This is a genomic window from Enterobacter quasiroggenkampii (genome assembly GCF_043972695.1).
Classification (GTDB): domain Bacteria; phylum Pseudomonadota; class Gammaproteobacteria; order Enterobacterales; family Enterobacteriaceae; genus Enterobacter; species Enterobacter quasiroggenkampii.
Map to the genome: position 1 here is coordinate 3,942,830 of NZ_CP143745.1, position 15,156 is coordinate 3,957,985.

Below are 15,156 nucleotides of genomic sequence, written 5' to 3' on the forward strand. Positions count from 1 at the left end.
ATTAACTCTCCCTCGGCACAAACCCTTTAGCCATTTCCTGTGCCCGTTTCAGACACTCCTTGCAGACCGAGGAAGGAAGTTCCGGTAGCGGAAAATCTTCACTCTGCGGCCCCAGCATCTTGTGCTGACCTTTCAGACTCAGAAGCCCTGGCCCGTGAATATGAATCTCTCCCTGCGGCGAAAGCCGTATATATGCGCCACCACAACCAATAGTGATACCCTTTTTCGCCGTAATCTGCAGGTGCCCCTGCGTTGACTGCACGGTAATGTCCTTCAGCGAGGTCAGCGATAAGGTGTCAGCGTGGGATTCAAGGGTCATCGGGCCCTTTCCAGAAACCAGCCGCATTCCCTCCTGCTGTGCCAGCATAGAAATCGCTTTTTCGGCGTTGACCGAATGACGTTGTGCTGTTGCTATATTGACCTCACCCAGGCTCTGCAGGTAAAGACCGTTCCCGCTGTGCATGAGCGTGGTTTCAGGCGTAACGGCTGCTATACCATTCGGGGCAGACATCAGCAGCGCGGGATCTTTAAGCCCCTCAGCTCCGTTAACGAACTCTCTCAGTGAATCGGTATCAGGCGAAAAGTTGTGATGAGTCTGCGTGATGCTTCCCCATTCCGTGACCTGGTTGAGCGCCCCTTTCAGGAGGCTGATTGCTGGTGCCATATCCAGCACCTGGCCCTGCGCCTTCGCCTGACCGTCAGCGCTGATAAACATCCCTTTCTGCGCGCGGATGGCTCCCCAGCTATCAGTCCTGAGTTCAAAGCCCTCACCGCGCTTCTGCTTCTCAGCATCCACTAAATGTCCGAGATTCAGCTGGCTCTTGCCGCCGTACTCCGTGCTGACCTTGATGTGCTCTTTTCCGCGCTCGTCATCGAGGCGGATTTTGTTGTTCGCCGGGGTACGCAGGACGTTGCGTTTGTAGTTGCGGATGGTGACGTGGTCGCCGTGCGCCGAGTCGTGCAGCACGCCGGCAATGTACGGCCGGTCCGGGTTACCGTCCTCAAAGCCAATCGCCACTTCGGTGCCCGCCAGCAGCGGCAGGTGCAGGCCGTAAGTGTCCCCTGCATACGGACGGGACTGGCGCACCCACAGGCTCTCGAACCCGGTTTCCCAGTTATCACGGTCAAACAGCATGCTGACGCGATAGCGACCGTCTTTATCGATATGCCCGTAGGTGTCATTTTCGGTGGTGCTGGTGACGCGGGCCGGTAAGGTGCCAGCCATCACCGGGCGTGAGCCAGGTTCCGGGCGGAAACCAAAATCGGTGCTGTCCGGGATGCCGTCAAAACCAACCGCAAAGTCCTTATCACGGCGGGCATATGTGTGCATCGCCGTGATGACCACGCCCTGCGCAAACACGTCGGCCACTTCATACCCGCCGGTGACTTTCAGTACCTGACCCGGCGAGAGGGTCGGACAGCTGGTGATGCCCTGCGCCCGGGTCTGACCATTCAGGTAGCGTTCGTGACGAAGGCGGGCATAAAACGCCCCGGACTCCGGGGCCGGATTACGGTCATAGGTGCTGCCCGGCGTCAGGTAGTTATCCGCCCAGTGATAGGCATCACCGTATGTGGTGACATCCCCGCGGGTCGCATCCACCAGGGTGTTCATGTCCTGCGTGGCCTGACGGTAGTTGTAGTCCCGGGTGCTGACCTGCTTCTGCACCACGTTGTGATGGCATTCCATTCCCCAGACCGAATCCACGCCTTTTGAATGCTGGCCCGATGGCGGTACCGACGGCAGCGTCAGACCTTTTTCATACCCCTGCTGGCTGTCGTAAAACTCCACCACGTCAATGTTGAGGCGCGTGTCGGTGGTGAAGCGAAACCAGATACCGACCTCACCCAGCAGGCGGATGATAAAGTGCAGGTCGTCCTCACCGTACTGCATCACCTGTTCACGGCGCGGGTATTCTTTTGACAGCGAGAACAGAAAATCCTGACCGCGCATACCGTGGCGCTCGCGCAGGATTTTTTCCACGATTTGCGGAACCGACATGTCCTGGTAAATGGCGTTCTGGTGCGAGCGGTCGAGCAGCGCCAGACGTGGCCGGAGCGTCAGGGCGTAGCGGGTTTCATCTTTTGACGTGCTGAGGCGTTCAAAACCGGTCACCACACCCTGAAGGGTGCGCACCGGTTGCTGCACTTTAATGCCGTAACCCTGGTCTACCGGGGCCTGCAGCGTCAGCGAACCGGGCTTCATCAGCATCGCCTCTCTGGCGATAGCGTGGTCACTGCTGGTGAATTCAATACGGTAGCGGAACGGCGTGCTAAGAGCCTCATCACCTTCGAAAGACAGCACGTCGAGCGCGGACTCACAGCCTTTCACCGCCAGCAGGTGGTGGCTATGGCTGTATCTTAATGGAGGATTATTACTCATGCGTCCACTCCCTGTTTCACATCAAATTCCAGCCCGATCCCCTCTTCCTCACTCCAGCTAAAGCGTAATGACTGTGGTTTCAGTTTTGCGGCCATATGGGTCAACAGTTGCTGACTGAGCACCGGCAGAATTTGCTGATTGAGCAGGCTGTCGACGTTACGCGCACCGGTATCTGGCAGCAGGCAGGCTGAAGTCAGCGCATCATAAAGACTTTCATCAATGTGCGTGCTCAGGCCGTAGTGTCGATGCAGGCGCTTGCTGACCTGTGAGAGTTTCATTTCCACGATGGTACGCATGGCTGCTTCCGAGAGGGGGCGGTAAATCACGGTCTGGAAGCGGGCCAGCAACGCCGGCTGGAAGTGATCGCGCAGTATCGGACGCAGCAGCTCGTGAAAATCGCCTTCGCTGGCCTCCGGCTGTTCGTCAAGCAGCTGCATCAGGTGGTCGCTGCCGAGATTCGAGGTCATCAGAATGACGGTGTTGCGGAAGTCGATTTCACGTCCTTCGCCGTCGCGCATAAAGCCGCGGTCAAAGACCTGATAGAACAGGTTCATCACGTCGCGGTGGGCTTTTTCGACTTCATCGAGCAAAACCACACTATACGGGCGTTTGCGCACGGCTTCGGTCAGGATCCCTCCCTGGCCATAACCGACGTAACCCGGAGGTGAGCCCTTCAGCTGGGAAACCGTATGCGGCTCCTGGTATTCGGAGAGGTTAATCGTAATGAGTGACTTTTCACCGCCGTACATGACATCGGCCAGCGCAAGCGCGGTTTCGGTTTTCCCCACCCCGCTCGGCCCCACCAGCAGAAACACGCCCTGCGGGCCATTCTCGGATGTGAGACCCGTTTTTGCCGCACGCAGACGCTGGGCGATGGCCTCGAGCGCAACATCCTGCCCGACGACACGTTTACCCATTTCATTTTCGAGGGTCAGCAGTTCGGTCTGCTCATCTTTCATCAGCGATGACAGCGGAACGCCTGTCCAGTCAGCAATCACGTTGGCAACGGTGCGTACGTCAACATCCAGAGAGAGCAGCGGATTGCTGTGCTGCATGCCGTTCAGTTCCTGCTGCAGCGTGCGCGTCTCGCTTTGACGGGAGATGTCCTGGCGGCTTTCCAGCAGTTGTTCGGTGAGTTTCAGTTCCTGCCCGTACTGCGTTTCAAGCTCGTCGAGAGCAACGATAAGAGCGTTCTCTTCCTGCTCAATGACGGTCAGGCGTTCACCATGGCTCTGATTGCCGACAGCAATATCTTCCAGCAGCGCCTGCTTCTCCATTTCAAGAGAGGTAATCTGCGAGCGAATGCAGGTCAGCTGTTCCGGTACCGTGTCGAGGCTCATTCGGACGCGCGCTGCGGCGGTGTCGAGCAGATCAACCGCCTTATCCGGCAACTGGCGGCCCGTGAGGTAGCGGCGGGAAAGCGTAACAGCAGCGCGCACCGCATCGTCGGTAATGTGCACGTTATGGTGCTCGGCGTAACGGGATTTCAAACCACGGAGCATCAGGCAGGCGGTGTCATCGTCAGGCTCATCGACTTTTACCATCTGGAAACGACGCTCCAGGGCCGCGTCGCGTTCGAAGTACTGCTTGTACTCGCTCCAGGTTGTGGCCGCAATCGTACGCAGTTCGCCACGCGCCAGCGCCGGTTTTAGCAGGTTCGCTGCATCGGCGCCTCCCGCCTGGTTGCCCGCGCCGATGATGGTATGCGCTTCATCAATAAATAGCAGGACCGGGGACGGGGATTGCTGCACCGCATCGATGACGTTTTTCAGCCGCTGTTCGAACTCGCCTTTCACGCCTGCACCGGCCTGCAGCAGGCCCAGGTCAAGGGTACGCAGAGTGACCGTTTTCAGTGATTCAGGCACATTACCCTCGGCAATACGCAATGCCAGACCTTCAACCAGTGCGGTTTTCCCCACGCCCGGCTCGCCGACCAGAATCGGATTGTTTTTGCGGCGACGAGAGAGGATATCCACCATCTGACGGATTTCTGTGTCACGGCCAAACACCGGATCGATCTTCCCTTCCTTCGCTTTGGCGGTGACATCGAGGGTGAATTTATCCAGCATGTTCTGCAGCGCAGGGCTCAGTTCCCCCTCTTTCATTTCCACACCAGCCGGACGCCCGACAAACTCCACCTCACCACCGTGGTTCTGTGCCAGCTCGGCTTCGCGCTGCATTTCCGGACGCTCATCCGATTGCGCATCCAGCAACGGTCGCAGGCGCTCCAGCTGGCTCTGAGCAAGCGTTAACAACGGCCAAAGGCCGTCACAACGTGCCAGTTTTGGTTTTTCCACCAGGGCCATCAGCAGATGGATGCTGCGAATGTGCTCTTCGCCATTGAGTGAGGCAAGTAGCCAGGCTTGCTGCATCAGAGTCTGGATGTCATCAGAGAGCTGGGGCCGATGGCGCACGGAGCGAGGTTGTCTGTCGAGCCAGCCAAGTAAATCCTGCCAAATGCCATCCATATCCCATTCATAGCGACGCGCCAACACCGTCAGGTCACCTTCCCCTTGCTCCAGCAGCTTCAGCAGCCAGTGCTCCGGCAGAATTTCGGCATGGGCACGGGTCTGACAGAGCGAAGCTGCGCCTTCCATCGCTCGGGCACAGTAAGGGTTCAGACGACGTAACAGGATGGCTGGATTTTCCATGAGATTCTCTCTTTGTCGGTTCCTGGACACGCTACCGCCCCTCGCTGTTCACCAAAGCGCATAAGGTCAGGCAGGCAGATTGTTTTTTCTTTGCTGAGTGCCCGCATCTCAGGCACTCAGCAAAAAACTGCGGACAGGAAAACCTGCCCGCATCAGGATTACGCCGTGGCGCGTTCGTTCCAGGAATCGGAATGAATGATGTTGCCGTCTTTGTAGGTCCAGGTGATTTTTTCGTAACGCAGTTCAACGCGCTCAAGGTGGTTGTGCTTCTCTTTAGAAGGATCCTTGATGTCATACATTTCAGGATTCACTTTCACTACCTTCACGTTTTCCAGTTTGGTGTTGAAGTACTCCACTTCCTGGCCCGCGTCGTTGATTTTGTACCACTTGAATTCAGCGGATTTCAGGGTCTGACCGGTTGTCACCGCCTTGTACAGATACGGGCTGGAGGAATCGATTTCCTTCGTGAACAGGAACGGCGTGTGGATACGGGTGCCGGTCAGCTTGCCGGTGTTGTTGTCGGTTGGGATGTACAGGTTATGCTCCTGTGCAACCACTTCGATGCTGCCTTCACGATCCTGAACGTCAACAGACCCTTTGATGTCCGCGCCGCCGTCGTCCTTCAGCCAAAGATAAACAGGAATTGCCATGGAATTACTCTCCATTGTGTAGTGAAGCGCCATCATCCTGCGATGGCGCCGGGTGTTTGCCGGGTATCTGACAGGCATTCGCCTGCGGTACCAGACTGATTTCGACACGGCGGTTGAGCGCACGCCCTTCCAGGGTGTCGTTGGTTGCGACAGGACGGCTTTCGCCATAGCCCTGCACCGCAAAACAGCTTTCGGGCACGTCGCCCGTGTCCCGCATCCAGTTGCGCACCGCTTCGGCGCGTTTCAGAGACAGCGTCTGGTTCAGCTGCGGATTGCCAGTGTTATCGGTATGCCCAGACACGACAATCAGCCAGCCCGGTTTCGCTTTGATGCCAACCAGTGAATTCACCAGCATCCTGGTGGAACCCGCTTTCAGCACGGACTTGCCGGAATCGAACAGCGACATGCTGTCGAGCCTCACTATTTTCGGTGCTGGTTTTGGGGTTGGCTGCGGTTTAGGAGGCGGCGGCATATACGAGCGGATCGCTTCCAGTAGGGATATCCGTAGACGTTCCCCTTGATAAAGCCCCAGGCCCAGCCGGACCGGTACGCCGTTACGTGCATAGTCATCCAGCAACGCAGAATTCTCACGAAGGGCCGCAACGGCGCTAGCTTTCGGGCCGTAGTCATCCGTGGAGAGACTGTCGTAACGGGCTATATCGAAGCTCACGCGATGCAGCAACTGGCGATTGTTCCAGCCACTGCTGAGCAGCGCGGCGATGGCCGCCAGGGTGAAAAGACCAAGGGCACAGCGCCAGGTGCGGGCGCGGGGAGTAAGTCCACTTCCTTCCGGTAGCAGCGGCAGGATGAAATCCGGTAAGGGTGAGATCACCGTGCTGTCCGTCCCTATCGGTTGCCAGCCGGCTACCTGCTGCATGGCAGTATGACGCGATAACCATGCCGTCCAGGCAGAGGACGCAAGGCTTCCGGCAAGAATCGGTCCCATTCCCCACAGCTGCGCTGCAGGTGCAATGACCGGAATATCAGGATTCTCATCGATGAATACCGCCTGGACATGCTGATGGAACCAGCTCATCAGGCTGTTCATCAGCACCTGCTGCTGCATCACAGGCGCACCGCCAGTGGTGACCCACGCGGCGATCGAACAAGGCGCATTCGACTCACGCCAGACAGTCCACCCTTCACCCGGAATAGCGGCCTGCCAGAGCATGTCATCCGTCATCGCGCTGCCAATCTGACCATTCAGAATGAGTGGCACAGACTGTCCCGTTTCTTTACGCAACTGGCTGATTTGCCAGCGCAGAGCCAGCAGACGACTTGTCAGGGCTTCGCTGTCGACATGTTTCTGCGGGCAGACACTGACCATCACCGACAGCTGACGCCCCCAGTCCGGGCGCTGCCACAGAATCTGACGGGCAACCTGCTCCAGATCCTGATGGTCCTCAACGCGGATCCAGCATCCCTGCGTGACGATCAGTACTGGTGACTGCTGCGGCCAGGTCAGAGGCATATCGCCACAAACCAACACCACAGGTTGACGGTAAGTGGTTTCAGGAAGGTCATCCAGACGCAGGTTGACGTCATGCTCCGCACGAGGTCTGGCGATATACCAGAACGCGACTATGACCCCGATCATCGCCAGCAGAACGAGCACTGAAGCCAGCCGGGATAACGGCAGAAAAGCCAGGCAGACCACAGCACTCAGCAGGGCAGCCCACAGCGCAAGCCCGCGCTGTTGTACAGGACTCATTTTACGACTCCCGGCAACAGGGTCAGCAGCATCTGATCGAGCCAGCGATCCAGTCCCCACCAGAGTGCGGCAAGAACAATCACGCTCAGGCCGATACGCGCGGGCCATGACGCCAGCCAGCCTCCCGCTCCCCGTCCGCTGCGGCTCTCTGCCAGAACTGGATGGGTCTGCGGGTAGCTGAACGGTGTAACGCGCTCATTGAGGGCGCTGACCAGCTTCTGGCGTTCCGGATCGTTTAGCGCACGAAAATCTCCCAGAAATCCGAGCATCATTACCCGCTGGAAGCAGGTCAGTACGGCATTATCTGGTGCAGGTTCACGCAGCACATCGCGCATCCTGTCACACAAAGTGTCACCCGCGTCCATTGTGCCGAGGAAGTGTCCCTGCAGAGGAATGTCATACCACTGCACACAGGCATCATCCTCTACACCGCGCCCTTTGACTGCCTCATCAAGCAATGCACATTGTGCAGTGAGGATATGCTTACAGCTGGCTTCATCAAGTTCACTCGCTTTCAGTTCACGCTGAACGCGTTCCACATCAGCGATACAGCGTTCCCACAAGACCCGACCTTCTCCTTCCTGAAACTGCGGGCCATAGCGAAGGCTGATGACCTGAAGCCAGGTATCCTGCAGCAGTGCGTCAATATCAACAGACACGACAGCGCCGTGTTTACGTTCACTCATGTTCTCAATACCGCAAAGAGTTCAAGTTCAGGCTCGCCGAGCATGCCCGGGACGTAAAACATACATGTCCCACTCTGGAGCATTTCAGTCGCCAGAGGATGGGAGAGATCGAGACTGAAATACTGATTTTCCAGGCGCAGTGGAATGGCGGCTGGCACATGGCGCAGCGGCGTCAGCGGCACGCCCACGCGGGAAGAGTTGACGATCCCGCGCACATGGTCAGGGCTGCCCACCTTACACTGGCGCGGAAACTGCTCCTGCAGTTGCGCCACCGGAATCGGTGAGCGCACAGAAAGATAGTAATCAGCCCCTTCGCGCAGACGCGGGTCATGCAGGCGAGCCTGCCAGAAGTGCAGCCGTGGGTCATAGTCGAGTGCCAGGGCCACCACGCGTGACGGCAGGCTGGCTTCAAGCAGATCGCCAAGCAAATCAAACAGCGGTGGAAATACCGCATTGAGTTGCTCGTGATGCCAGGCCGGTATGGCGCTCACCTGATGTTCCAGGGAAAAGGTCAGCAGGCTCCCTGCAAGGCGAGAAAGTTCCGGATACAGACGTTCCGGTGGGCTTTGAAGATTACGCTGGAACTGACCCAGCACGGGCTCGGCACTGTTCAGCGCGTTGAGCAGCCAGAACAGTGATACATCTGCCACGGCGAAATCAGCCATGCGCTCATTGCTTTCACGCCGCATTGCCATCAGACGGCACAGTCGCGCACGCAGTTGTGTCAGTAGTTGTTCCAGTTGGGTAACCAGCCAACGGCTCCCCTGGAGGGTCAACAGCGGAGGAAGAAATGTTTCATCCAATAGCCATGTACCCTGCGAGTCTTGCTGCAGGCGGGCGACCGGACAAGTCAGATAATCGCTGTTGTTCTGATGGGCAAAACGCAGCGTCAGTTCAGGCTGCATCACGGCAATCTGACGAGTGTCTTCCCCAAAGGTATTGCGTACATCCCGCCAGCGCTGACGATATCGCACCGGACGCTCGGCCACCTCATCGGGTTTCAGGCAGTTGCCGCCGTTCGCCCGCAGTAGCGGGAGCGCCAGCACCACCGTCAGCTCCTGCGATTCGCTTTCAAGCGACAGTACCGGAGGCAGCGAATCAGCATTGTCTGTATCAATCAGCGTACCGTCCTGAAAACGGACATGCAGATGACGGGCCTGAAGACGTCCAAGCCTGAGAGCTTCCGGCTCGAAGGTAGCATTTATCACCCCCCACGGGCAGGAGAGGCCCAGCCGGGCAATACACTCGGCAGACCAGGCCGCATACGCGACCTGTTGCTGAAAATGCTGGGGAGCGACCATAATGCCCCTACCCCATAACGGTTGTTCCGTTTTCATCGGCTTCCTGCCTGTTATTACGATTTCGCTTTCGGCATCTGGGAAACCAGCGACAGGTTGACGTCCATCCCTTCCACCTGGAAGTGCGGAATCGCATACAATTTCACGCGGAAGAAGCCCGGGTTATCCTCAATATCTTCCACCACCACTTTTGCATCACGCAATGGATGAGATGCCTGAAGTTCGTCGCCCGGATCGGTCATTTCGGTCACCAGACTGCGGACCCAGGTGTTCAGCTCAAGCTCCAGCAGTCGGCGATCCTTGGTGGTACCGATGTTCTCGCGCTGAATCAGCTTCAGGTAGTGGGCAATACGCGACAGCAGGAAGATGTACGGCAGACGTGCGTTGATGCGGCTGTTGGCCGTTGCATCTGCGGTGTCATACAGCGCCGGTTTCTGGGCGGAGTTGGCTGAGAAGAAGCAGGCATAGTCGCGGTTTTTATAGTAGGACAAAGGAATAAAGCCCAGATTCGCGAACTCGAATTCACGCGTTTCAGGGATCATGACCTCAGACGGGATTTTTACCTGATTGCCGGTACCCAGGTCATACAGATGGATAGGCAGATCCTGAACCGCCCCCCCGGCCTGCGGGCCACGGATTTGTACACACCAGCCATTATTGATGAAGCTACGCACCATGTTGGACGCGAAGGCAAACGACGCATTCGTCCACAGATATTTGTCGTGATCCGGACCTTTGACTTCTTCAACATAGTTAAAGCTGCGAACCGGAACGGTATCCGGGCCATACGGTAAACGTCCCAGTACGCGGGGCATCACCAGACCGATGTAGCGAGCGTCGTCCGTATCGCGGAACGATTTCCACTTGATGTACTCCGCGCGGTCAAAATAGTTACCAATATCTTTAATCGCCGCGACGTCTTCCATGGACTCCTTGAGGAAGAATTTCGGGCCTGCCGAGCCGATAAATGGCATATGTGCAGCCGCAGATACTTTAGAGATGTTGCGCAGCAGAGCGACATCCTGCGCTGAAGCATCGAACTCATAAGCGGAAATCAGCGCCGCAATCGGCTCGCCGCCCGGGGTATCGTATTCATCAATGTAGGCGTGTTTATAGAGACCACTCTGGATGATTTCCGGGCTGTCTTCAAAGTCCTGGCGCAGGTCTTCTTTAGACATGCTCAGAAGCTCAATTTTCACGTTCTGGCGAAAATCCGTTTTATCAACCAGCGACTTCACGCCGCGCCACAGGCTCTCAACCGCCTGAAACTCTTCATGGTGCATAACGGCGTCGAGCTGGCGGCTTATCTGGTAATCGAGCTCAGCGATGTGGTGATCGATCAGGCTTTTATCCAGTTTTTCGACCTTCGAGCCTGCCTTGGTCAGGCATTCCAGAAAGACCTGCATACCTGCAGTGAGACGCTCGTCAGCGGTCGCATCCGACATCGCCTGCGCATCTTGCCAGATATCCAGCGCGCTCAGTTCGGAGACTGGGTTCAGATTGATTTTCTCAAACAGTGAAGCGTATACCCCACCCACAGCAGGGCGTTCCAGCACCACGCTTTCCCCGCCAGCAGTATTATTTTGTACAGACATGAGCATTCCTTGATTAATCCGTTAAAACAGCATGATGGTTAAGGTTTTTTTGAAGCCAGTGCGGATAGTTCATTTCGCAACTCAGCACTAAGTGACTGGTCAAGAACGATTTTTTCCAGCTCTTTTCGGAAAGTCTGGTTATCCAGCAGGTTGGCTTTCAGATCGCGGAGCAAGTTGCGCATTGCCAGCATCGCCTTCAGCTGTGGAATTTGGGCAGCCACCTGCTCTGGCGTGAAATCTTTCATGCTCTGGAAAGTCAGCTGAATGTTGTCCTCACCACCATCGTCAGACAGCGTATTTTTAACGGCCAGGTTAACTTTTGGGGAATATTCGGAAAGAACGCTGTCAAAATTATTTTTGGTGATGTTAATCTTTTCGCGCTCAGATATTGTCGCAGATTCCTGCCCATTACTGAAATCACCCGCAACAAGCAATTTCAAGGGTAATTCCATTTTCTTGCTTGCTCCGCCAGTATGCAGGTCAAGCTTCAGGTTAATACGTGCCTTAGGCACCTCATTCTGAAAACTGTCAGCCATCTAATCATCCCTCTTTGTTTTGCTATGCCAACTTCACGGTATCGTTCTTGATGCGCAATAATAGAATAATGATCGGAACAAAATCAAATACACAGATCATTAATCCGATACAAGAATTTTCTTAAGAATTTTCCTCTAAGACATTATCGTAAATAGGACAACCAAATCAGGAAAAGAAACTGCTCTTTTCGCACAAAGCGAATATTTGTATCGCAGAAGGGGTTGTAGCCAGAGAGATGTTTATAAAAACATCATGTTTTGATTTGCATCACAGCATAACGTCAAAAAGCGCGAAAGAACGACAATATCTTATTGCGGCACGATTAAAAGAAGACAGAAATGGATGAAAGCAGATGGCTATTCCATTGATGGTATGAATAACACTTAAGAATTTTCACGAAGAAATTTCTTATTTATTATGCGGAGGAATAAATAAAGGCGTAAATGTTTAATTTGGCGCAAATCAACAATACCGTTTTTTTTCTTTACGCCTTCCCTATGAGCGCTAACGCTTTTGCCTTCCGCTCAGGCAGGAAAGGCGCTTTCATGCGACTGCCTATAAAATCTGTAAAATCAATCACCTTCCGAACTGTCGCTTTTTTAATCAAAAACGAGTAATAGCACATATCGTATAACGGTGCTACATTACGCCGCCCGCCCAAATCAGCAGTGGCCAGGCAACGCCGTAAAGTTCGGTAAAGCCTGCAACCATCACCTTGAAGAACGGTCTTATCGGCACGTCGTATCGCAAACTCTGCGCTACCTTTACAGGCTTCACATAGGTTTCACTATTTTGTCTCAATCCAAATTTCAACGCGCGTTTTTACACCCGCGTTACTGGTTTACATGGTTTGGTCTTGGCATTCTCTGGCTGCTGGTTCAACTTCCGTACCCTGTACTGCGTTTGCTGGGGTCGAAACTGGGCAGCGCTTCCCGCGTCTTCCTGAAACGTCGCGAATCTATCGCACGGAAAAATATTGAGCTTTGCTTTCCGCAGTACAATGCCGAAGAGCGCGAGAAGCTCATCGCTGAAAACTTTAAGTCTATCGGCATGGCGCTGCTTGAAACCGGCATGGCCTGGTTCTGGCCGGATGAGCGTGTCCGTAAGTGGTTTGATGTAGAAGGACTGGATAACCTGCAACGCGCGCAGATGCAAAAACGCGGCGTGATGGTCGTCGGCGTTCACTTTATGTCGCTGGAACTGGGTGGCCGCGTGATGGGCCTGTGCCAGCCAATGATGGCGACCTATCGACCACACAACAGTGCGCTGATGGAGTGGGTCCAGACGCGTGGCCGCATGCGTTCCAATAAGGCGATGATCAGCCGTAACAATCTGCGCGGTATGGTCGGTGCCCTGAAGAAAGGTGAAGCCGTCTGGTTTGCACCCGATCAGGATTATGGACGTAAAGGCAGCAGCTTTGCGCCTTTCTTTGCGGTTAAAGAGGTTGCGACGACTAACGGCACCTTTGTCATTTCTCGTTTGTCAGGCGCCTCAATGCTGACCGTAACGATGGTGAGAAAAGCCGATAAATCAGGCTATCGTCTGCACATCTCTCCTGAAATGGCTAACTATCCGGAAAACGAGTGCGAAGCCGCGGCGTTTATCAATAAAGTCATCGAAACTGAAATCATGCGTGCGCCAGAGCAGTATCTGTGGATGCATCGTCGTTTCAAAACCCGCCCTCTTGGCGAAGCCTCGCTCTATATTTAAGCCTTTCATTAAGGTTAGTTTCGCTAAGAAACTAACCTTTTCAATCACCTGTCATCCCGTTGAGAAATCGTCTTTCATTGCGTCGCCCAAAGTGAATTTATTGCGATGCGAAATCAAACTGTCGCCGTTCCACGACACTCGTAAGTAACGGAAATTATTTAAAAAAATCCCTCTTGTCACCCCTCATTTTTAGGCGTACATTAGCGCCGTCTGGCAACAGGAAAGCACAGAATTCTGAGCTGGAGTGAGCGGCGTAACGGGAAAATTCTCATTTCCGTTTTGACCGGATTTCAGTTCTCTATAATCAGGTGGACTCTGTTTTTAAATGCGTACCACAAGATACGCGGAGCGATGAAACGTGAAATATTTCTTTATGGGCATTTCGGTGATTGTTTTAGTCTGGGCCGGAACCTTTGCCCTGATGATCTAGTGAAGAACATGCAGTCAAAAAAACAGGAGCCATAGGCTCCTGTTTTTTTATGTCATGTCGACGCGGGATGTTCAGCCACGCTCTTCGACGAAAGAAGGCCGTCCGCCCGGAACATACTCTTGATGCCCCTCACCGCCTGACGAATGCGGTCGCTGTTTTCAATCAGGGCAAATCGCACATGGGTGTCACCATAATCACCAAAGCCAATGCCCGGTGATACGCACACCTTCGCATCCTGCAGCAGTTTTTTGGCAAACTCCAGCGATCCCATCGCCGCGTACGGCTCCGGAATTTTTGCCCAGACGTACATAGACGCCTTCGGCATTTCCACCATCCAGCCCGCTTCATGCAAGCCCTTTACCAGCACGTCACGGCGGCGCTTATACTGGGCGGCAATCTCGTGAACACACTGCTGGTCGCCCTCCAGGGCAGCAATAGCCGCGACCTGTAGCGGCGTGAAGGTACCATAGTCGTGGTAACTCTTAATGCGCGCCAGTGCGCTCACCAGCGTTTTGTTACCCACCATAAAACCTATACGCCAGCCTGCCATGTTGTAGCTTTTTGACAGCGTAAAGAACTCGACCGCCACGTCACGCGCGCCCGGAACCTGCATGATTGAAGGCGCTTTCCAGCCGTCATAAACAATGTCAGCGTAGGCTAAATCATGAACCACCAGCACGTCATACCGCTTGGCCAGGGCGACGACTTTCTCGAAGAAATCGAGCTCCACGCACTGGGCGGTTGGGTTTGACGGGAAACCGAGGATCATCATCTTCGGTTTCGGATAACTTTCGCGAATCGCACGCTCAAGTTCGTTAAAGAAATCGACACCTTCCACCAGCGGAACGGAACGGACCTGCGCCCCGGCAATCACCGCGCCGTAGATGTGGATCGGGTAGCTTGGATTAGGCACCAGCACCGTATCGCCATGATCCAGCGTGGCCAACATCAGATGTGCCAGCCCCTCTTTCGAGCCGATGGTGACAATCGCTTCACTTTCCGGATCGATATCAACCTGATAGCGATCCTGATACCAACGCGAGATCGCGCGACGTAATCTGGGAATACCGCGAGAGGTCGAGTAGCCGTGCGTATCCGGACGCTGGGCAACCGTGCAGAGCTTTTCAACGATATGCGGCGGCGTTGGGCCGTCAGGGTTACCCATGCTGAAATCAATAATATCTTCGCCGCGCCGACGCGCAGCCATTTTCAGTTCAGCAGTGATATTGAAAACATAAGGGGGGAGACGATCGATACGCGTAAAACGGCGTTCAGGACTGAATTCAGCCATAGATTCCTCAGATTAACGTTAGCGCCCGGACCGTCCGAGCGACGCTGCCACCGATGTGGCATGCTTAGAAAATAACCTGAAAAAAATCATGCTGTCGAGAGGGAAATGAAAAAAAAGCGATCGCCTGAAAACCGGAACCCGGCAGTGCCAAAAAGCGGAAGCCCCTGTTTCAGGGTTGGCTTTCCGATAGCCGTTATTTAACAGGATGATATCAAAA

At 54.8% G+C, this 15,156-nt stretch carries 12 protein-coding genes; 2 read left to right on the plus strand and 10 right to left on the minus strand.

The window, feature by feature from the left end; translation table 11 throughout:
* Position 1: 1 nt before the first annotated feature.
* The 9 genes from V1572_RS18795 to V1572_RS18835 all read right to left on the minus strand — a co-directional run bounded on the left by V1572_RS18795 (position 2) and on the right by V1572_RS18835 (position 12,285).
* Positions 2-2,380 carry a type VI secretion system Vgr family protein gene (locus tag V1572_RS18795; protein WP_395299480.1) on the minus strand — a complete coding sequence of 793 codons (2,379 nt, stop codon included), beginning with the start codon at positions 2,378-2,380 and terminating at the stop codon, positions 2-4.
* A complete protein-coding gene (gene tssH, locus V1572_RS18800; protein ID WP_395299481.1) occupies positions 2,377-5,031 on the minus strand; it encodes a type VI secretion system ATPase TssH in 2,655 nt (884 codons plus the stop codon). Before tssH ends, V1572_RS18795 begins: the two co-directional genes overlap by 4 nt.
* A gap of 158 nt (positions 5,032-5,189) precedes the next feature.
* On the minus strand, positions 5,190-5,681 hold the full coding sequence (gene hcp, locus V1572_RS18805) for a type VI secretion system effector Hcp (protein WP_023325816.1): 492 nt from the start codon (positions 5,679-5,681) through the stop codon (positions 5,190-5,192).
* Positions 5,682-5,685: 4 nt separating this feature from the next.
* A complete protein-coding gene (locus V1572_RS18810) occupies positions 5,686-7,392 on the minus strand; it encodes an OmpA family protein (protein ID WP_045909382.1) in 1,707 nt (568 codons plus the stop codon).
* Positions 7,389-8,078 (minus strand): type VI secretion system protein TssL, short form, encoded by a 690-nt coding sequence (gene tssL, locus V1572_RS18815; protein ID WP_045909383.1) that lies wholly within the window; start codon positions 8,076-8,078, stop codon positions 7,389-7,391. Before tssL ends, V1572_RS18810 begins: the two co-directional genes overlap by 4 nt.
* The gene (gene tssK, locus V1572_RS18820) at positions 8,075-9,415 is read right to left on the minus strand and encodes a type VI secretion system baseplate subunit TssK (RefSeq protein WP_045909384.1); all 1,341 of its coding nucleotides are present in this window, start codon (positions 9,413-9,415) and stop codon (positions 8,075-8,077) included. The genes tssL and tssK overlap by 4 nt, the downstream gene beginning before the upstream one ends.
* A gap of 17 nt (positions 9,416-9,432) precedes the next feature.
* Positions 9,433-10,977, minus strand: a complete 1,545-nt coding sequence (gene tssC, locus V1572_RS18825) for a type VI secretion system contractile sheath large subunit (RefSeq protein WP_045909385.1) — start codon at positions 10,975-10,977, stop codon at positions 9,433-9,435.
* Positions 10,978-11,009: 32 nt separating this feature from the next.
* Complete coding sequence (tssB, locus tag V1572_RS18830) at positions 11,010-11,507, minus strand: type VI secretion system contractile sheath small subunit (RefSeq protein WP_045909386.1); 498 nt, start codon at positions 11,505-11,507, stop codon at positions 11,010-11,012.
* A 640-nt stretch (positions 11,508-12,147) separates the two neighbouring features.
* Positions 12,148-12,285: a hypothetical protein gene (locus V1572_RS18835; RefSeq protein ID WP_159427010.1), complete on the minus strand. Its 138-nt coding sequence runs from the start codon at positions 12,283-12,285 to the stop codon at positions 12,148-12,150.
* Between the two features lie 12 nt (positions 12,286-12,297).
* Between V1572_RS18835 and lpxP the strand changes: the two genes are divergently transcribed.
* Both lpxP and ypdK read left to right on the plus strand, forming a co-directional pair.
* The gene (gene lpxP / locus V1572_RS18840) at positions 12,298-13,218 is read left to right on the plus strand and encodes a kdo(2)-lipid IV(A) palmitoleoyltransferase (protein WP_395300002.1); all 921 of its coding nucleotides are present in this window, start codon (positions 12,298-12,300) and stop codon (positions 13,216-13,218) included.
* A gap of 358 nt (positions 13,219-13,576) precedes the next feature.
* Positions 13,577-13,648, plus strand: coding sequence for a membrane protein YpdK (ypdK, locus tag V1572_RS18845; protein ID WP_099458937.1), 72 nt, complete (start codon positions 13,577-13,579; stop codon positions 13,646-13,648).
* A gap of 52 nt (positions 13,649-13,700) precedes the next feature.
* Here ypdK and alaC read toward each other — a convergent pair whose 3' ends face one another.
* Entirely contained in the window at positions 13,701-14,939 is a 1,239-nt protein-coding gene (gene alaC / locus V1572_RS18850) for an alanine transaminase (RefSeq protein WP_045909388.1), read from the minus strand.
* Positions 14,940-15,156: the final 217 nt, after the last annotated feature.